Raw genomic sequence first — 19,831 nt, forward strand, 5'->3', positions numbered from 1 at the left:
ATACTACCGCGCTTCGCTTGCTTGCCCTGTCTTTGGTGTTGAAGTCTTGCGACTTCAACACCAAAGACAGGGTATATGTTCTCCCACAAACATTTTACTCTAACATTTAATTTAAATTATTCTCTGTAGAACACTTTCATTCAGAATCTACTATAAACCTACAATTATTTAATTTCCAACCTTTGCCAACTCTAAATATTGCCATTGCGAAATTAAATCAAACGATACATAATAAGACTAGATTGATAGAAGATTTCGGCAAATACAATTCAAAAAAACGGTAAAGAATTGCAGACCAATCATACTTACTGTTTGTGGAGTGTCAGGAAACAAAAGCGATACTTATTTCAAAAGACAAATTAACCTGCAATCCATTTATATTGTATAATAGAAAAGATTATATACGAGAGGGTGACGTAAATGAAAAAACAGCCAAGTAACATACCCATTTCCAAACTGGAAGATTTACATACTGCAGGAGCGGGTTTTGATGTGCTACGCTATATAGCGCTACCCGACCTTTTAGGGGAAGAATCACCTACCCTTTTATATTTCATAGGTAGAAATCTGGCTCGTAAATTTGAGATGGAATCCATAGATGATATCACAGTTATTTTTGATACATTAGGCCTAGGTAAATTAGAGTTAGTAAAAGAAAAGAAAAAAGAAAAGATTTTCCACTTACTTTCAGACTCAGTCGTGTTACGTCTCAAAGGTCCTTTCAATGCGGATTTCCGTTTGGAAGCGGGATTTTTGGCGGAAGCTATGCAACGTGTTGAAGGCGTTGAATGTGAATGTAGAGAAGAAATCAATCAGCGCATTCATCAAGTTCAATTTTCCGTACTTTATACAAATTAAGATTCATGAAAAAATGCGCACTGCTTTTTGATCATTCAAAAGTAGTGCGCATCCTTCATGGTGTCGGTTTGGTATCGCCTGTTTCAACAGCATCTGATTCATTCAAATGTTTAATAATCTCCATCGCTGTATTGGAGGGAATGCCTAGTTTTGTAATATCCTCTACACTAGCCATCTTCATTTCTTTCATAGATTTAAAATGTCGTAATAATAGTTTCTTGCGCTTTTCCCCGACACCCGGAATTCCATCAAGAGCTGATTGGAATAATCCTTTACTTCGAAGGTTTCGATGAAATGAAATAGCAAAACGGTGCACCTCATCCTGTATACGCTGCACAAGATAAAACTCATGCGATTGCCTTTCTAAAGGTACTATTTGTGGAGGAGAACCATATAACAATTCACTTGTTTTATGTCTATCATCCTTTACAAGACCCGCAATTGGAATATCCAATGCTAATTCATTTTCCAGAACATCTGTTGCAGCGCTGATCTGTCCTTTACCCCCGTCAACGATAATCAAATCTGGCAACGGTAAACCTTCCTTCAATACCCTTGAATATCTTCTACGGATCACCTCTCGCATCGTTTCATAATCATCAGGTCCTTCTACAGTCCGTATCTTATATTTACGGTAATCCTTTTTACTAGGTCGACCATCGACAAATACAATCATGGCGGATACTGGATCCGTTCCTTGTATGTTGGAGTTATCAAAGGCTTCAATTCGATGAGGAGTCTCAATGTTGAGTATCTCACCGAGTTTTTCAGTTGCGTCGATTGTTCTTTCCTCATCTCTTTCTATAAGCAGGAACTTCTCCTCTAATGCGATTTTTGCATTTTTTGTCGCCAATTCCACTAATTCTTTCTTTCTGCCTCGAAGTGGGGTTAGAGCTTGAACTCCCAACAACTCACTAACCAATTCTCGCTTGGTCCCAATCGGTAAAAGTATCTCTTTCGGTTTCAAGTGATTTTGATGGAGGTAGAATCTACCAATATAACTGAGGAATGCTTCTTCAGGATCATCATAAATTGGAAAGTGGCTTACATTCCGTTCAATTAGTTTTCCTTGTCTCATAAAGAAAACTTGAATACACATCCATCCTTTATCATAGGTGAAACCGAAAATATCACGATCTGTCCGGTCAGTCATTGTCATCTTTTGTTTTTCCATGACTACCTCGATATGCTGGATTTGGTCACGTAATTCCTTTGCTCTTTCAAAATTAAGTGCTTCACTAGCCTCAAACATTTTATTTTTTAGTTTTTCTTTTATATCTTTAAATCCACCTTGTAAAAATGAACTGATTTCTTGTACGATTTCCGCATAATCATCTTTTTTTGGAGGATTCTCACTACAAGCAAGACATTGATGCATATGATAGTATAAACAAGGTCTTCCTGGTGGATTATTGCATTTACGTAAAGGATACATCCGATCTAACAACTTTTTCGTTTCTCTTGCCGCAATGACATTCGGATACGGGCCAAAATATTTACCTTTGTCCTTTTTCACTTTCCTTGTTATTAGTAAACGTGGATGTCTTTCATTGGTTATTTTTAAATATGGATACGATTTATCGTCCTTCAGCATTACGTTATATTTGGGATCATATTTTTTTATGAGATTCATCTCTAAGATAAGCGCCTCTAATTCAGACGATGTGACGAAATACTCGAAATCGACTATTTCCTGTACAAGTCGTTGGGTTTTTCTATCATGTGCTCCTGTAAAATAGGAACGTACACGATTACGGAGCATCTTTGATTTACCGACATAAATGACCGTTCCATGCTTATCTTTCATGAGATAACAGCCGGGATTGACCGGGAGTATTTCTAGCTTTCTTTTTATGATTTCGTTCATACTCAATCATTCCTTTAAGTTTAAAAATCCCTTGTTCTGATGCAACAAGGGATTTTAAATTCTCGACTATTTAATTTTACACGAATTAAGCATGTTTGTTAATTAAATTCGTTAATGCTTCTTTTGGCTGGAAGCCGATTACTTGGTCAACAACTTCGCCATCTTTAAATAATAATAAAGTTGGAATGCTCATTACTCCAAATTTGCTTGCAGTTTCTTGGTTTTCGTCTACATCCAACTTAACGATTTTCACTTTATCAGACATTTCGCCATCAATTTCTTCAAGTACTGGAGCGATCATTTTACAAGGTCCACACCAAGGTGCCCAAAAATCAGCTAGTACTAAGCCTTCAGAAGTTGCTTCAGCGAAACTTTGATCTGTTACATTTTCAATTGCCATAAAATATTTCCTCCTTTATAGAAAATCAGCTTACTTTATAAGAGTATATCACCGTTATTATTTACTTCCTAATGATTTGCTTATTCATATAAAAGAGGGATAAAACAGACAAGAACTCTCTTTGTCCAGGAAATAATGCAGAATAGATTAGGCTTCTACGGTTACTGCTTTAATCTCCTCTATCAATAGCGGAATAACTTCAAACAAATCCCCTATAATACCATAATCAGCGATATTAAAAATATTCGCTTCTGGGTCTTTGTTAATCGCAACAATTACTTTTGAGTTGGACATTCCAGCAAGATGCTGAATTGCTCCTGAAATACCTACTGCGATATAGAGATCTGGAGTAACGACTTTACCGGTTTGACCAATTTGCAACGAATAGTCACAGTATTCAGCGTCACACGCTCCTCGGGACGCTCCAACCGCTCCACCTAAAACTTCCGCCAATTCATATAACGGCTTAAAACCATCTGCACTTTTAACACCTCGACCACCTGCGACTACTACTCGCGCTTCCGATAAGTCAACACCTTTACTTGCTTTTCGAACTACATCTTTAACAATTGTACGAATATCGGCAACATCGACTTCTTTTGTCGTTATATCACCACTTCTTGACTCATCTCGGTCGAGGATTGGAATGTTGTTCGGACGGATCGTTACAAAGGTCAAACCGTCTGTAATGATTTTCTTTTCAAAGGCTTTTCCTGAGTATATTGGTCTCGTATATTCCACCCGGTCTCCATTCACTTCAATATCAACTACATCGGATACAAGACCTGTATCCAATTTCGCAGCAAGTTTTGGAGTTAAATCCTTTCCGATCGATGTATGACCCATGACAATTCCGTCTGGTGATTCATCATTAACAATTGCGAGCACTGCCTGACCATAACCTTCTGAAGTATAGTTTTGCAACTTCTCATGAGCAATTGTAACAACACGGTCAGCACCATGGTAAATCAGTTCATTTGCTTTATCTTCCAGGTCATCTTTTCCCAAGACAACGCCAACAATCTCAGCATCCGATTTAATCTTTTTTGCAGCTGCAATTGCTTCGAATGAGACATTACGTAAAGCACCATCTCTACCTTCTGCGATAACTAATAATTTACTCATCACTCTTCCCCTCTCTCTATGATTTCCGTTTATAGTACTTTCTTCTCGTTTTTCAATAAGGAAACTAATTCTTTGACTTGATCTTGAACATCACCTTCAAGAACTCTTCCCGCCTCTTTCGCAGGAGGTAGAAAGACCTCAATTGTTTTTGTTTTCGGTTCTACGTCATCTTCGTCTAAATCAAGATCATCCAGCTCTAATTCTTCCAATGGTTTTTTCTTTGCTTTCATAATCCCCGGAAGTGATGGGTAACGCGGTTCATTTAAACCTTGTTGGCAAGTAACGAGTAGAGGCAAGGTTGTTTCTATCCTTTCTACATCCCCTTCTACATCCTTTTCAATACTTACATCTTCCCCATCAATGGTTAAGTTAGTGATAGTAGTTACATATGGTATACCAAGCGCTTCAGCCAACCTTGGCCCCACTTGTCCACTGGCTTCATCAATCGCAACATTACCAGCTAAAATAAGATCAACTTCTTTATCTTCAAAATACGCTTCTAGAATTTTAGCTGTTGTATATTGATCACCATCTTCAAGGTCTTCCTCCGTATTGATGAGAACAGCTTTATCGGCTCCCATAGCTAATGCCGTCCGTAACTGTTTTTCGGAATCCTCATCACCAATTGTAACGACTATAACTTCTCCACCATGTTCATCTCTTTGTTTGATAGCTTCTTCTACTGCATATTCATCATAAGGATTGATGATGAATTCTGCTCCATCATCATCAATCCTACCATCGTGAAGATTAATCTTCTCCTCTGTGTCAAATGTCTTTTTTAATAACACGTAAATGTTCATAATTGAGTCCTCCTCAGCCTATTATTTATCAATAAATTTAGGTTTTCTCTTTTCAATAAAGGCCTGAACGCCTTCTTTAGCATCTTCGGTACCAAACACTTTTCCAAATGCTTGTGCCTCCGCTTCGACACCTTTCAAGAATTTATCGGAGCGGCTATAATTCACAAGTTCCATGACTTGATTGATGGTAGGCCTACTTTTTGCCGCAATTTTCACAGCTAGTTGAGTAGCTGCTTCTAATACTTTTTCTTCGTGAACAGCTTGATTAGCCAGTCCGAAAGCAACTGCTTCCTCACCCGAAATTGGTTCACCTGTCAATATCATTTCATATGCTTTAGCAGGACCAACATATCGTGGTAATCGTTGAGTGCCAGCAAAGCCAGGTATGATTCCCAAATTTAATTCTGGTAAGCCAATTTTGGCGTTCTCAGCTACGACTCGCATATGGCAAGCCATGGCAAGTTCCAATCCTCCACCCAATGCTGCTCCGTGAATGGCCGCGATTACAGGTATCTTGAAATCTTCTAATCTTTGAAACACCCTTTGTCCATTTTTAGCCAGCTTTTCATAGTCTGAATGCGCTTGCAAAGAAGTGAACTCTTTAATATCAGCTCCAGCGGAAAAGAAACGTCCCTCACCGTGAAGGACAATCGCTTTCACTGTTGGATTTTCCTCAATTTGATCCAGAAGCTCATTCAAGTCCTTAATGATTTGACTTGAGAGCGCATTTGCCGGTGGACTCTGAATCGTCAAATACGCGATATGGTTTTCTACATTCAGAACAATTGTACTCAATGCCATCCCCCCTTGAATTCTATATTAATCGAAAAACAATTATATTGAAAATATTAACTATAAAAATCTATTTGTTTTTCTGTTCAACTACCCTACAAATTAATTAAATTAACTTCAACCCTTGTTTTAAAAATTTATGAACTTCTTCCGCTTGATCACCTAATTTATATTTTCTGTCTTTCATGATCCAATTTGTAACCACTTCATCCAACGTTCCGAAAATCATTTGCCGGATAAGCGCAGGATTGATGTCATCGCGAAATTGCTTATTATTTATTCCTTCTGCAATGACTTCATCTATCACAGTCAAGTAAGCCTTTAATACGTTATTAATTTGCATCCTCAATGTATAGTTTGATTGTCGAAGCTCAAGTTGAGTAACTATCGCAAGGTCTGGATTTTCTTCTAGTTGGGAAAAATGCATATTGATGAGGACCCTCAATTTACTTTCAGCATCACTTTGTTCACTAGTCGCCTTAGCAATCTTATCAATGAACTGTCCCATTTTTTCTTCAAAAACTGAAACGAGTACATCCTCTTTGTTTTTAAAATAAAGATATATCGTTCCATCAGCTACTCCCGCTTCCTTTGCAATCTTTGAAACTTGAGAAGCATGATATCCATTTTCTGCAATAACTTTCACTGCAGCTTCAATTATTTGTTGATACTTCGGTTTATTACTTTTCATCTTTTTCTCCTTAATAAGTAGAACGGAAATATGAATGACCATTCATTCATATTTCCATTTTATAAGTTTCTTACTTATCTGTCAATCATTTTAATACATGATCAAATATTATTCAGAAATCAATTGGTCTTCCTGTTTCTTCACCTCTTCTTCTATCAATTGCCTTCTTAAAATCTTTCCAACTACAGTTTTGGGAAGCTCCTCACGATATTCGTAACTGCGTGGAACCTTATAAGCAGCAAGATTCTCACGGCAAAAACTATTTAATTCATCTTCTGTTACTTGTTTCCCTTCTTTTACAACGACAAACGCTTTTACTGTTTCTCCGCGATATGGATCTGGAACTCCCACGACAGCCACTTCTTGGATTGCCGGATGTTCAAAAAGAACCTCTTCGACTTCTCGTGGATAAATATTATAACCACCTGCGATAATCATGTCTTTCTTTCGATCAACTATATAGAAGTAACCTTCTTCGTCCATATATCCCATATCACCAGTATAGAACCAGCCATCACGCAATACATTTTCCGTTTCCTCTGGATTATTCCAATAGCCCTTCATGACCTGCGGACCTTTTACAGCTATTTCGCCAACTTCGCCAATGTCTGCTTCTTCATCCGTACCTGCTCTTACAACTTTTGCATCTGTATCTGGCCAAGGCAATCCTATACTCCCATTTATTCGTTTCTCCCATACTGGATTAGCATGGGTAACTGGAGATGTTTCGGTCAGTCCATAACCCTCCACTAATCTACCACCACTGATCTTCTCAAACTGTTCTTGAACTTCAATCGGTAATGGTGCCGACCCGCTTAGACATGCCTTAATGGAAGATAGATCATATTTCTTTAAATCTGGATGATTTAGCAGTCCAATGTAAATCGTTGGAGCACCCGGAAACAGTGTTGGTTTCTGCTTATCAATAACTTTTAGTACATCCTCAGGATTGAACTTAGGCATCAGAATAATTTTCGAAGCTTGCTTGATTCCGAAATTCATTACAGTTGTCATACCATAGACATGGAAAAAAGGAAGCACAGCAAGTACAGTTTCCTCTCCAGGTTTAGATTTATATAACCACGCTTCGCTCATTTGAAGATTAGCCACCAAATTATAATGAGTTAACATAACACCTTTCGGAAACCCGGTTGTTCCACCTGTATATTGTAAGAGTGCCAGGTCTTCTTTCGGGTTAATATCTCTTTTTACGTAATTCGAATCAGCCGTTTTCATAATATTTTCCCACACATGTGTATCTTTGCTTTGCTCCACTTTTACGACCATATTGTATTCACGCTTTTGGATATACGGATAAATCAAGTTTTTAGGAAATGGCAAGTAATCTTTGATAGCGGTTACAATTTTGTGTTCCAGATTAGATTTTTTCTGTACCTTACTGACTCGTGGAACTAAAATATCCAAACAAATGATGACTTTTGCTTCCGAGTCATTAACCTGATACTCCAACTCCCTTTCTGTATATAGTGGATTAGTTTGCACTACAATAGCGCCAGCCATTAGTATCCCATAATAACTAATGACTGCTTGGGGACAGTTCGGTAACATAATTGCGACTTTATCATCCTTTTCTACTCCGAGCGATTGCAAATAATTGGCAAACTTTTTCGCTTGGTCAGAAAGCTCAGCGTAGGACATTTCTTTACCCATAAAATGAAGCGCTTTCTTTTCTGGGTACCGAGAAGCAGTTTCTTCAAGGTAAGCATATAAAGGCTTCTCATCGTACGGAATGCTTTTGGGAATCTCCTTTGGATAATTATCGTACCATTTCTTCACAGCTTCCAAATCATCTCCTCCTTTGTATATACTATAACCATTATACCGAGTAATTTCTATTTTTAGAAATTTTATTTATCTTTTTCAAGAAAAAATTATTGTATTTGTCAATTAAAGATATAGTATACACCAACAAGTAAAAATACAATCGCTACTCCGAACAAAATCTTTGCTAATCGCTCAAATACCACGCTGTCTCCTCCTTAAAAAGTAATGCTTGCACCAATTACAAAAGAAATCCCAATAGAAAAAACCATCGACAATAAACCAACAGCAATATTCCCTTTTCCTATTTCCTCATCAACTTTAATCGTTGGCAATAGAAATTCAAAAATGAAATAGGCAAACAATAAAAGGATAAAACCTAAGGTTCCCCAGCCAATCATTTGCAGCATAGAATCGTTATGTTCGATGGAATACCGGAAAATCGTAGCAATGCCAAAGATTTTCCCACCTGTGGCCATTGCTACGGCTACATTTCCTTTACGGATTTCTTCCCAATTTTTATACGATGTGACAAGTTCAAATATAGCTAGAAAAATAAACGTACATAGCACAACAACACTGTAACGTGCAGCTGTTACCACAATAATATGGTCCCAAAATCCCTCCATGTTAACATCCTCCAGTTATACTATTTCAACTCCAAGACGGTAACACCACTACCACCTTCACCACTGCCACCAGGTCTTGCTGACGAAATCGCAGGATGGTTTTTAACAAAAGTTTGTACACCTGTACGAAGTGCTCCGGTACCTTTACCATGAATGATTGTTACTTGGGAATACCCGGCAATCAAACAATCATCAATATATTTTTCCAATAGATGAATGGCATCCTCGTATCGTTCTCCCCGTAGATCGAGCTCTGTTTTTACGCGGTGACTTGAGCCCCTAATGGTTGTGACAACTCTTTCTGTTTCTAGCTTCTGTTTTCCAATATATTGCAGATCTTTACGTTTAGCCTTTACCTTCATAATTCCCACTTGAATCAAGTATTCTGAATCACTTAACTTCTCAAGAACAACTCCTTGCTGGTTGACTGTCAATAATTTGATCTCATCACCCGGAGTAAGAGACCCTTTTTCATCATTTTGATTTTCAGATGTTGCCTTGGATTTTTTGTTTAAATGCGGTTGCGCTTCCTCCAGCATTTTTTTCGCTTCGATCCATTCGTGTTCTTTCAATGCGGTATTATTCTTCATTTGCCGGATTTCATTAACAATAATCTCGGCTTCTTCACGTGCTTGAATAAGAGCTTTTTCAGCCTTTTCCTCTGCTTTCCTAAAGAGTTCTGCTTTTTTCTGCTCGAATGTTTGCCATTCTTTTTCAATTTCTTTTCTAAGTCTTTCGCTTTCTAGCAAGGTTTGATATGCTTCTTCATACTGCCTTTCTGCAGCGATTTTAGATTTTTCCAGAGAAGCTATCATATTTTCAACACTCTTGGAATCTACACCAACCAAGCTTTTTGCATAATCTATTATTTCAGGTCGCAATCCTAATCGTCTGGAGATATCGAATGCATTACTTCTTCCCGGTACCCCGATAAGCAAACGATATGTTGGCTGAAGAGATTCTACATCAAATTCTACCGATGCATTGACTACATTTTCACGATTATATCCATATGCCTTCAATTCCGGGTAGTGGGTGGTTGCTATTACCCTTGCTTTCCGATCGATAACTTCGTCTAAAATCGCCATGGCGAGTGCCGCTCCTTCACTTGGATCTGTTCCGGAGCCAAGCTCATCAAAGAGGACGAGAGACTTTTCGTTAACATGTTCCATTATCGAAACTATATTTTTCATATGAGATGAAAATGTACTTAAGTTTTGTTCAATGGACTGTTCATCCCCTATATCCGCAAAAACTTCTTCGAAAACAGCCAGTTGGCAATCATCAAATGCTGGTATTTGGAGACCGGATTGTGCCATTAAGGTGCAGAGTCCCACCATTTTTAGGGTTACAGTCTTTCCACCTGTATTTGGACCAGTAATAACTATCGCAGTATAATCCTCACCAATTTCAATATCATTGGCGACCACCTCATCTTCCGGAATAAGCGGATGGCGGGCTTGTTTCATTTTTATTACACCAGAATCATTCATAGTTGGTTTACTAGCTTTCATTTTCATAGCTAGCTTTGCTCTTGCATGAATAACATCAATCTTAGCTAAAATATCCAAGTTATACGTAAGCGCATGTTCAACCTCAGCAATTTGAACAGATAATTCGGATAGAATCCTTTCAATCTCTTGCCTTTCATTTAGAACTGCCTGCTGAAGTTTATTGTTTAAATCTACAACTGCTCTTGGTTCCATGAATAGTGTCTGTCCTGAAGAAGATTGGTCATGTACAATTCCACCAATCTGAGCTCGATATTCTTGCTTCACAGGTAATACATAGCGATCATTTCGGATAGTTACAATTGCATCAGAGAGCATTTTACTATGACTTCTCGTATAACTTTCTAGCTTTTCTCGTACATTTGCTTCAAATGCTCGGATTTGAGAACGGATGCTTCTTAATTTACTGGAGGCATTGTCTAACACTTCTCCATTATCATCAATGCAACGTCTAATAGCTTGTTCTAATTCCCTCAAGGAGGCGATATCATCCACTAAATCTTTCAGAATTGGTAACTCTTCTTCGAGACCAGTAATAAAGTTCTTCACTTGTCTGCCACCATAAACCGTATTAGCAATATCTAAACATTCTGATGCAGTTAGCACACCACCAATGACACTACGCTTCAGGCTTTCTCGTACATCACGTATGCCACCAAACGGAATTGCTTTATTTAGGCGTAGAATTTGAACAGCTTCATCGGTTTCTTCTTGCAATACATTTACTTTGGAAAGTTCTATCTCAGGGACGACCCTGCTTGTTTCTTCCTTTCCAATAGAAGTCTCAGCTTGCTCAATCAATTTATCAATTATTTTATTATATTCAAGTACTTGAAGTACACGTTGGTTCATAAATCCACCTCTATTTATTTCTACCTAGGAATTCTTTGATTTCAGTGAGAGGCATCGTATTTAACACTGTATCTTTTTTAATCCAACCTCTCTTAGCAGTACTCACACCATATTTCATAAACCTCAAAGTTTCGTAGCTATGTGCATCTGTGTTGATAGCAAGTTTCACACCTGCTTCTTGCGCTTGCTTTGCGTAATAGGAAGCAAGATCCAATCGATTCGGGTTAGCATTAATCTCTAAGGCAGTATCTGTTTCTTTCGCTTTTTCAATCAGTTTTTCTATATTTACCCGATAACCGTCGCGACGTCCTAGAAGTCTTCCAGTTGGGTGAGCTATTAAATGTACATAGGGATTTTCCAATGCAGTATATAACCGCTCCATAATTTTATCTTCACTTTGATTGAAGCTCGAATGAATAGAAGCTATGACAAAATCCATCTCTTTTAAAAACGAATCATGAAAATCAAGTGAACCATCAGGTAGGATATCCATTTCCACACCTGCAAAAATTTGAATCTCTGGATACTTCTCATTGAGAATTTCAATTTCTTCTCGTTGTTTTCGTAAACGATCTTCATCTAAACCATTTGCAACTCGTAAAAATTTGGAGTGATCTGTAATCGCAATGTAATCGTATTTTTTCTCAATTGCTTTGCGCACCATTTCTTCTAAACTTTGTGCTCCATCACTCCAAGTTGTATGCATATGCAAATCTCCACGAATATCCGAGAGTTCAATAAATTCTTGTTTATCCTTAAATAGTTTAAGTTCTCCAGCATCTTCCCTAATCTCCGGAGGGATGTAATGAAGATCAAAATGTTCAAAGAATGCTTGCTCATCAGTAAATGTCAAGACTTCTTTAGTGTCTTCCACCTCTACTCCATACTCACTAATTTTTTCTCCTCGGGATTTTGCAAGCTGGCGCATCGCGACATTATGTTCCTTTGAACCAGTAAAGTGATGTAAGGTAGTTGTGAATTCATCATCCTTAACGATTCGAAAATCTACATTGATGTCATATACTTCTTCCAAGGTAACAGATACTTTGGTCTCACCTTTAGCAATGATTTCCTTAATGGTAGGAAGTAATAACAACTCATCCCTTACTTCCTCAGGGTTATCTGTAGAAATGATGAAATCAATATCCCTTACCGTCTCTTTCATTCGGCGCAAGCTACCCGCAATGGAATAGCGTTTGATGCTTTCTATATTTGATAAAAATTGCTCGATTTTTTCCGCAACAGGTAGCATGATTGCTATGGATAAACGTTCAGGGCGTTTACCCACTTCCTCTAAAGCGGTCAAAATATTTTTCACAGTTTTAGGACCAAAGCCTGCGAGCTTTTCAACTTCTCCATTTTCACATGCAGCCTTTAAACTGTTTGCATCAATAACATTCAGTTCTTTATATAACTTGGATAATTTCTTTCCGCCAAGTCCTGGCAGTTGTAGTAATGGTATCAGACCTGCTGGAATTTCTTTTTGGAGTTGTTCAAGTTCTGACGATCTGCCTTCCATTATGTATTCATTAATGATTGCTCCTGTTCCTTTTCCAATGCCTTTTATTTTTGTTACATCATCAATCTCATCCAATGAGCGTTCGTCTGTTTCCAAACTCTGAGCAGCTCTACGATATGCACTTATCTTAAATGGATTGTCTCCTTTCAGTTCAAGATAAATTGCAATCTGTTCCAATAATTTTATGACATCTTTTTTATTAATCGCCAAAACACTCACCTGCTTAATATTTTTTACCTAAAAAAAGACCGATCCGGTATTGTTACTACTATTGTAAATGAAATCGAGTAGTAATACTAATACGACGAATTGATCTATGTTTATATCTGTTGAAGAATTATATGACATGAATTTAGTATCCTCTCTGGATTCGCAGCCCCCGATACACCTTCGCTTTCTGTGGGCGGCTGGTGAGCCTCTGACGCACAGAACGTGCTAGTGCAGACGTTGCCACAGGACGTGGCGGTTTTAGTCTGCCTCAGGCGCACGCGCCTTGCGGGGTCTCACCGATGCCTTCGCTCCCACAGGAGTCTCCGGTGTATCGGGGGCTGCTCCGAGGAGAACTATTAGCTGGTTCATTGCATACCATTTTTTGCATATACATTCGCAATATCCGGGAAATACTATTCATACCTATAAAACATTATATCTGTTATTAAAAATAAAACACCCAACGTCCAATTTACTATCGTCTGGGTCCAGTCAAATACCTCGAGACTCCTTCAAGAGAACAGTCCAAAGTGAGCCCCCGTCGCCTAGCACCGCGAGGTTAATTAGGAAAACTAGAAATACTTGGACTGGGGATCAGGATTGACTTCTTTGCTATTCAATTAGCTAGTTAACATCTTGTATAAGTATGTAAATAAGTTACTTATTTAGTTTTGATTATCCATAACATATGTTTGGATTAGTTCAAACAGTTTGTCTGAGAAATATGGTGTTTTTTCCAGCATGAATATTGCAATGGAAGAATCGTTAATCAATGTCTGAATAGTTTCAACTGGTGTTAATGCAAGTACAAATAAAATAACAAATGCGATTAGATAAATTTCCAAAAATCCTAAAGCTGCGCCTAATATTTTATTGACTGATTTGATTACTGGAATGGCAGCAACAAAGTCAAGCATAGTCGCAACAATTTGAAGGATTATTTTTACGACGAAAAATATGATTGCAAACGATACAATACTGTAAAAAGCAGATTCCACAGGCAGCATTTGTAAGAAGTCGGGCCACAATTCATGGTTGGTCAGCTCCTGATATGGAATCCATAATTTCAACTCTTCTGCAAGCTTTCCATAATACATCGCAGCAACAATAAAAGCCGTAATGAATCCAATTAAATGAAAGAATTGCAATATAAATCCTCGATTAAGTCCAATAAACAGACCAAATAATAATAAGATAAATAATATTAAATCAAGCATCAGCTACTTATCCTCTTTCCTCTTGATCGACCCTACCAATTTAGCGTAATCAGCTTTTAATTTCACATAGTCGTTCATTGTATTAACTGCTGTCAGTACTGCAAGTCTTGTAGTATCTAAATGTCCATTATGGCGTCTGATCTCATTCATTTTCTGATCGACAAGATCAGCAACTAGCTTCACATGACTAGCTGGTTCATCACCCATTATGGTATAGGTTTTATTATATATTTCTACGGTAATTCTATTTTTATCAGGTTCTGTCATGCTGTTCTGATCCCCCCGCCAAAATTACTACCATTTATCATATCATTATTTGTTTGTAAAAAGAAGTATTTTTACGGTATAGCCTATAGTAAATATCATGTTTTCCAGGATTCTTCGTTTACATATACGCATAAAAAAACACTTCAAACATGTAGAAAAAAGCGTTGTTGCCACATGACATGCAGCAACAACGCAGGATCCTTTACGATCTGACATAACCATTGAATTGACTTTCGACAGCCTTGACAATTTCTTGATATGAAGCTTCAACCTCTTCGTCTTTTAACGTCTTCTCTGGATCTTGATAAACGAGATGATAAGCGATTGACTTCTTACCAGTTTCTAAGTGTTCACCTTCATACAAATCAAATATTTCAACGGATTGAACCAATGGTGCGCCAACACTTTCAATTAGATTCTTTACATCACCCGCAGAAGTGCTCTTATCTAAGATAAATGCAATATCTCTGGAAATCGCTGGATATTTAGGAATCTCAACGTAGCTTGGCTCATTCTCATAAGCCTCGAGTGCTGAATCAAGATTGATATCAAATACGTATGTTTCTTTCAAATCAGCCTCTTTGGCGAGAATCGGGTGTAGTTGACCGAGAAAGCCCACAACTTGATCCTCTAACTTAATGACTGCGGTTCGCCCTGGATGCATATCTTCTAATTTAGCTTGCTCAAATTTCACTGTTAATTTTAATTGTTCAAATAACCCTTCCACAATTCCTTTTACTACGTAGAAGTCTACTGGCTTTACTTCACCTTGCCACTTATGATCCACCCAGTTACCCGTGACAGCACCAGCGACTCGTAAATTCTCCTGTGGCTGTTTCGTAATCTTCTCTTCCTTTGAGATGTAGACAGCACCTGTTTCATAATATGCAACATCTGCATGATTCCTTGCCAGATTGTATGTTAATGAACGGACTAAACCAGGTAAAATACTCAAACGAAGGTATTTGTGATCTTCACTCATCGGCTTGGCAAGCGCAATAGGAACCGGGTTCTGTTCACGAATTTCAGGGCTAATCAATTTATTTACGTCATGTTCACTGATTAGGGAATATGTTCGGTTTTCCATTAGACCGACACCTTGCAGATAAGCTCTAATTTTACGCTTCAATTGTTGATATTCAGTTAAAGCACCAACTTGGCCAGTTCCTTCAGGCAACGTAAATGGTAAGTGATCATACCCGTAGATTCTTGCAATTTCTTCTAGCATATCTTCAAATATCGAAATATCTTGCCTTCTTGTCGGAACATGAATCGTAAACTCGGATCCATCTTGTTCAAATGAAAATTGCAACCTTGATAAAATAGCAGCTATTTCATCATCTGAAATGGAAGAGCCCAGTCGGTTATTAACATGATTCGTTTCAATGACGACTGTTTTTTCTGAGTAATCAAGATCATCATATTCACTAACACCTTGAAGCACTTTACCCTCAGCATATTTCTCTAATAGGTAACAAGCTCTTAATCCAGCTCTTTTTACGCGTTCAGGATCTACTCCCTTTTCAAATCGTGTACTTGATTCACTACGTAAACCGGTTTTCTTAACAGTCCTTCTAACTGTAGTGCCATCGAAGTAAGCTGCCTCTAGCAAGATGGTTGAGGTTTCATCTGTAACCTCAGAATCCAAACCTCCCATTACACCAGCAAGTGCTGTCGGTACCAAACCATTCGTAATAACAAGGTCATCATTGCTAAGCTTTCTAGTTTGTCCGTCTAGTGTTACGATCCCTTCGCCATCATTTGCACGACGTACAAGTACTTTATCCGATGCAAATTTATCATAATCAAATGCATGCAGTGGCTGGCCATATTCCAACAGAACATAATTCGTTATATCAACGACATTGTTGATTGGACGGATACCCGCTGCCAATAAATAATTTTGCATCCAAAGTGGTGATGGCTTAATTACAACATCCTTAATGATAAAAGCACTATAGTATTTGTTGAGGTCATTTGCCTCCACTTCAACCGAAATATAGTCTTTAGCATCCTCAGATTCATTACTATTTGTGGTTTCTGTCGGCAAATCGACAGGTTTATCAAGGATAGCAGCCACCTCATAGGCCACTCCAAGCATACTTAATGCATCAGCGCGGTTTGCAAGAACATCAAGCTCAAGTACAGCATCATTTAGATTCAGTAATGGCGTGACATCTTGCCCAATCTCAACATCATCCTGGAAAATATAAATACCGTCTACAAACTCTTGTGGAACAAACTTCTCTTTTACACCCAACTCTTGGAGAGAACAAATCATACCATTCGATTCTACACCACGCAGTTTTACTTTTTTAATCTTAAAACCACCTGGTAAAACTGCTCCTGGCTTCGCGACTGCCACCTTCTGTCCTTCAGCGACATTTGGAGCCCCGCATACGATTTGTAACGTTTCCGTTCCAACGTCCACTTGGCAAAGACTTAACTTGTCTGCATTCGGATGTTGTTCGCATGATAAGACATGACCTACCACTACATCCGTAACTTTTTCACCAAAATATTCAATTCCTTCTATTTCAATTCCAGATTTTGTAATTTTCTCAGCTAGTTTTTCAGGAGATATTCCTCCCAAGTCAACATATTGGTTCAACCAATTATAGGATACGTACACTGTCATTTCCTCCTTAAGCGTGATGGTATTGTTTTAAGAAACGGATATCATTCGTATAGAAACTCCGAATATCACTAACACCGTATTTCAACATGGCAATTCTTTCTGGTCCCATTCCAAATGCAAATCCACTATATACCTTAGGGTCATATCCTCCCATCTCTAGAACCTTCGGATGAACCATACCGCCGCCTAGAATTTCAATCCATCCTGTCCCTTTACAAATGCTGCAACCTTCGCCGTTACACACCTTACAAGATATATCCATTTCAACAGATGGTTCTGTGAACGGGAAGAAACTTGGGCGTAAACGGATTTCACGGTCTTCACCAAACATATGTTTAGCAAACTTATCGAGAGTTCCTTTTAAATCACTCATGCGAACGTTCTTATCGACAAGCAGTCCTTCAATTTGAGTGAATTGATGTGAATGCGTTGCATCGTCACTATCCCGTCGATACACTTTTCCAGGGCAGATCATCTTGAAAGGTTTTTGACCCTTATAGGCTTCCATCGTACGCGCTTGTACAGGGGAAGTGTGGGTACGTAGCAATAATTCATTTGTGATATAAAACGAATCCTGCATATCACGAGCTGGATGGTCTTTCGGTAAATTTAATGCTTCAAAATTATAATAGTCCGTTTCTACTTCAGGACCTTCTTTCACTTCATACCCCATTCCTATAAACAAGTCTTCAATTTCTTCAACAATGCTGGTCAATAGATGCGGCCCACCAACATTGACCTTTCGACCAGGAAGAGTCACATCAATGGTTTCTTCTTCCAATTGCTTATTTAACGCAATTTCTTCAAGTTCAGCTGCTTTCTCTTCGACCGCTTCTGTAATCGCATTGCGTACATTATTAGCAACCTCCCCAATTACCGGGCGTTCTTCTGGAGAAAGTTTTCCCATTCCTTTTAAAACTTTTGTGATAGAACCTTTCTTGCCTAAATAAGCTACACGGATATCCTGAAGGTTTTTCATTTCATTTACGTCATTAATTTTTGCCAACGCCTCTTGCTGGAGTGCTTCCAACTGTTCCTTCATTACAAATTCCTCCTTTATTTAACCCAATTAAAATAAAAAAGCAGTGATGCTCGTCAGATTTACAAAATGGACAGACAGTGTAATAGCCGTTCTTGAAGCTCAGTTAAACACAAAAAAGCCCCATCCCTGAAAAGGGACGAGGCTATTGATCGCGGTACCACCCTTGTTGACAGTCATATAACTGTCCAACTCCATTTTGATAACGGACAAAAATCCGGATTCACTTTTACTTGCAAATGTGCAAGGTCCTAGTGCCAGCTCCAGAGTGAATTGGTCATATTCCAACATTAGAAATGTTTACAGTCTAGGACATTTCTTCCCTGTAATGTTGCTGTGAATACAACCGAGCTCCTTCAATGCTTTAAAATATTTTTATTGTTATTATTTATCACTAAATGTATTATAGATAATTTGCAACAAGCTTGCAAGCCTATTGTTTGATATGATACATCAGAATACCTGCTGCAATGCTGACATTTAACGATTCTGCTTTACCATAAATGGGTATCTTGATTCGCTTATCGGCAAGCTCAATTAAATCCGGATGTACTCCAGCACCTTCATTCCCCAAAATGATTGCAACCTTATCAGGCACCTCTACTTCATGATAGTAGTCTGCTTTTTCCAGAGCAGTTGCCCATATGTCGAACCCACCTTTTTGGAGCTCATCCACTTTATGCACTAAATCCGCTTCATAAATCGGGATATGAAACAGCGATCCCTGAGTCGCCCGAACAACTTTATCGTTGAATATATCTACAGTACCCTTTCCTAAAATAACAGCATCCATACCAGCCGCGTCAGCGGTTCGAATGATTGTGCCCAAATTTCCTGGGTCTTGAATGGCATCGAGTAAGACAAATTGATTACCTTTCATTTCCCGTTGTGGCTGAATTTGTACAACTGCTGCGATTCCTTGTGGTGTCATCGTTTGAGAAATATGTTCAAACACCTGTTTTGAAACCCGTTCTACCGGTATATTTCCACTCCATCTTGGCAATTCAACTGTTTCTTCTGCAATGATTTCTATAATAACTTGTTTACTATTCCAAGCTTCTTCGATCAAATGGAGACCTTCGACTAGAAATACTTTATTTTCTTTTCTTCCTTTTTTCTTATGCAGTTTTCGCCAATATTTCACTTTTTCATTTGTTAACGATGTAATCAACGTCTTCATCCTCTGACTCTTTTTTTATTATCATACATACTTTATCATCAATCGGTCAAACTAATCCTAATGATTACGAATCAAGGAGGAAAATTTTATGGATTTAAATTTACGAAAAGCGATACTCAGCAACATTTCTACAAATGACCAATCTCAGCTGGAAGCTACAATTGTTGATGCCATCCAAAATGGAGAAGAAAAAATGCTCCCTGGATTAGGTGTGTTGTTCGAATTAATTTGGCAACAAGCTGACGAAGAGATGAAACAAGAAATGGTAGAAAGCTTAGAGTCTGGAGTAAAAGAAGCAGCTGCACAAGGGTAAAGTGAGAAACCATATAATGAGCAAATCTTACTGTACATTTCCTTGACAAGGAATAAAAGCTAACAATTATTGAGAAAATCAATGATTGTTAGTTTTTTTAATTTCTTGGATTTCAACATATGAAATATTCATGATAAA

Annotated in this window: 17 protein-coding genes; 2 read left to right on the top strand and 15 right to left on the bottom strand. The window is 38.1% G+C overall.

Annotation, left to right across the window (positions count from 1 at the left end; genetic code table 11):
* Nucleotides 1-420 precede the first annotated feature (420 nt).
* Nucleotides 421-858, top strand: a complete 438-nt coding sequence (locus ACFSBH_RS10685; RefSeq protein ID WP_251512579.1) for a DUF2507 domain-containing protein — start codon at nucleotides 421-423, stop codon at nucleotides 856-858.
* Between the two features lie 55 nt (nucleotides 859-913).
* Here ACFSBH_RS10685 and uvrC read toward each other — a convergent pair whose 3' ends face one another.
* The 15 genes from uvrC to ACFSBH_RS10760 all read right to left on the bottom strand — a co-directional run bounded on the left by uvrC (nucleotide 914) and on the right by ACFSBH_RS10760 (nucleotide 19,380).
* The gene (uvrC, locus tag ACFSBH_RS10690) at nucleotides 914-2,725 is read right to left on the bottom strand and encodes an excinuclease ABC subunit UvrC (RefSeq protein ID WP_379597454.1); all 1,812 of its coding nucleotides are present in this window, start codon (nucleotides 2,723-2,725) and stop codon (nucleotides 914-916) included.
* A gap of 85 nt (nucleotides 2,726-2,810) precedes the next feature.
* Nucleotides 2,811-3,125: a thioredoxin gene (gene trxA / locus ACFSBH_RS10695; protein ID WP_251512575.1), complete on the bottom strand. Its 315-nt coding sequence runs from the start codon at nucleotides 3,123-3,125 to the stop codon at nucleotides 2,811-2,813.
* Between the two features lie 147 nt (nucleotides 3,126-3,272).
* Nucleotides 3,273-4,253 carry an electron transfer flavoprotein subunit alpha/FixB family protein gene (locus ACFSBH_RS10700; RefSeq protein WP_251512572.1) on the bottom strand — a complete coding sequence of 327 codons (981 nt, stop codon included), beginning with the start codon at nucleotides 4,251-4,253 and terminating at the stop codon, nucleotides 3,273-3,275.
* A gap of 26 nt (nucleotides 4,254-4,279) precedes the next feature.
* A complete protein-coding gene (locus ACFSBH_RS10705; protein ID WP_251512570.1) occupies nucleotides 4,280-5,053 on the bottom strand; it encodes an electron transfer flavoprotein subunit beta/FixA family protein in 774 nt (257 codons plus the stop codon).
* A 21-nt stretch (nucleotides 5,054-5,074) separates the two neighbouring features.
* The gene (locus tag ACFSBH_RS10710; protein WP_379597457.1) at nucleotides 5,075-5,848 is read right to left on the bottom strand and encodes an enoyl-CoA hydratase; all 774 of its coding nucleotides are present in this window, start codon (nucleotides 5,846-5,848) and stop codon (nucleotides 5,075-5,077) included.
* Between the two features lie 103 nt (nucleotides 5,849-5,951).
* On the bottom strand, nucleotides 5,952-6,536 hold the full coding sequence (locus tag ACFSBH_RS10715; RefSeq protein ID WP_251512566.1) for a TetR/AcrR family transcriptional regulator: 585 nt from the start codon (nucleotides 6,534-6,536) through the stop codon (nucleotides 5,952-5,954).
* Nucleotides 6,537-6,644: 108 nt separating this feature from the next.
* A complete protein-coding gene (locus tag ACFSBH_RS10720; RefSeq protein WP_251512564.1) occupies nucleotides 6,645-8,342 on the bottom strand; it encodes a long-chain-fatty-acid--CoA ligase in 1,698 nt (565 codons plus the stop codon).
* A gap of 194 nt (nucleotides 8,343-8,536) precedes the next feature.
* On the bottom strand, nucleotides 8,537-8,947 hold the full coding sequence (locus ACFSBH_RS10725) for a DUF350 domain-containing protein (protein ID WP_251512563.1): 411 nt from the start codon (nucleotides 8,945-8,947) through the stop codon (nucleotides 8,537-8,539).
* Between the two features lie 20 nt (nucleotides 8,948-8,967).
* Complete coding sequence (locus ACFSBH_RS10730) at nucleotides 8,968-11,310, bottom strand: endonuclease MutS2 (RefSeq protein WP_251512562.1); 2,343 nt, start codon at nucleotides 11,308-11,310, stop codon at nucleotides 8,968-8,970.
* A gap of 10 nt (nucleotides 11,311-11,320) precedes the next feature.
* A complete protein-coding gene (gene polX, locus ACFSBH_RS10735; RefSeq protein ID WP_251512561.1) occupies nucleotides 11,321-13,039 on the bottom strand; it encodes a DNA polymerase/3'-5' exonuclease PolX in 1,719 nt (572 codons plus the stop codon).
* Nucleotides 13,040-13,704: 665 nt separating this feature from the next.
* Nucleotides 13,705-14,256, bottom strand: coding sequence for a CvpA family protein (locus ACFSBH_RS10740; RefSeq protein WP_251512560.1), 552 nt, complete (start codon nucleotides 14,254-14,256; stop codon nucleotides 13,705-13,707).
* 3 nt (nucleotides 14,257-14,259) lie between these two features.
* The gene (zapA, locus tag ACFSBH_RS10745; protein ID WP_251512559.1) at nucleotides 14,260-14,523 is read right to left on the bottom strand and encodes a cell division protein ZapA; all 264 of its coding nucleotides are present in this window, start codon (nucleotides 14,521-14,523) and stop codon (nucleotides 14,260-14,262) included.
* 202 nt (nucleotides 14,524-14,725) lie between these two features.
* Nucleotides 14,726-17,155: a phenylalanine--tRNA ligase subunit beta gene (gene pheT, locus ACFSBH_RS10750; RefSeq protein WP_251512558.1), complete on the bottom strand. Its 2,430-nt coding sequence runs from the start codon at nucleotides 17,153-17,155 to the stop codon at nucleotides 14,726-14,728.
* Nucleotides 17,156-17,168: 13 nt separating this feature from the next.
* Nucleotides 17,169-18,203, bottom strand: coding sequence for a phenylalanine--tRNA ligase subunit alpha (pheS, locus tag ACFSBH_RS10755; RefSeq protein WP_251512557.1), 1,035 nt, complete (start codon nucleotides 18,201-18,203; stop codon nucleotides 17,169-17,171).
* A gap of 430 nt (nucleotides 18,204-18,633) precedes the next feature.
* A complete protein-coding gene (locus ACFSBH_RS10760; protein ID WP_349774324.1) occupies nucleotides 18,634-19,380 on the bottom strand; it encodes a TrmH family RNA methyltransferase in 747 nt (248 codons plus the stop codon).
* Between the two features lie 88 nt (nucleotides 19,381-19,468).
* Here ACFSBH_RS10760 and sspI point away from each other — a divergent pair, with 88 nt between their 5' ends.
* Complete coding sequence (sspI, locus tag ACFSBH_RS10765; protein ID WP_251512556.1) at nucleotides 19,469-19,693, top strand: small acid-soluble spore protein SspI; 225 nt, start codon at nucleotides 19,469-19,471, stop codon at nucleotides 19,691-19,693.
* Nucleotides 19,694-19,831: the final 138 nt, after the last annotated feature.

The sequence above is a fragment of the Oceanobacillus luteolus genome (assembly GCF_042678205.1).
Taxonomy (GTDB): Bacteria; Bacillota; Bacilli; order Bacillales; family Amphibacillaceae; genus Oceanobacillus; species Oceanobacillus luteolus.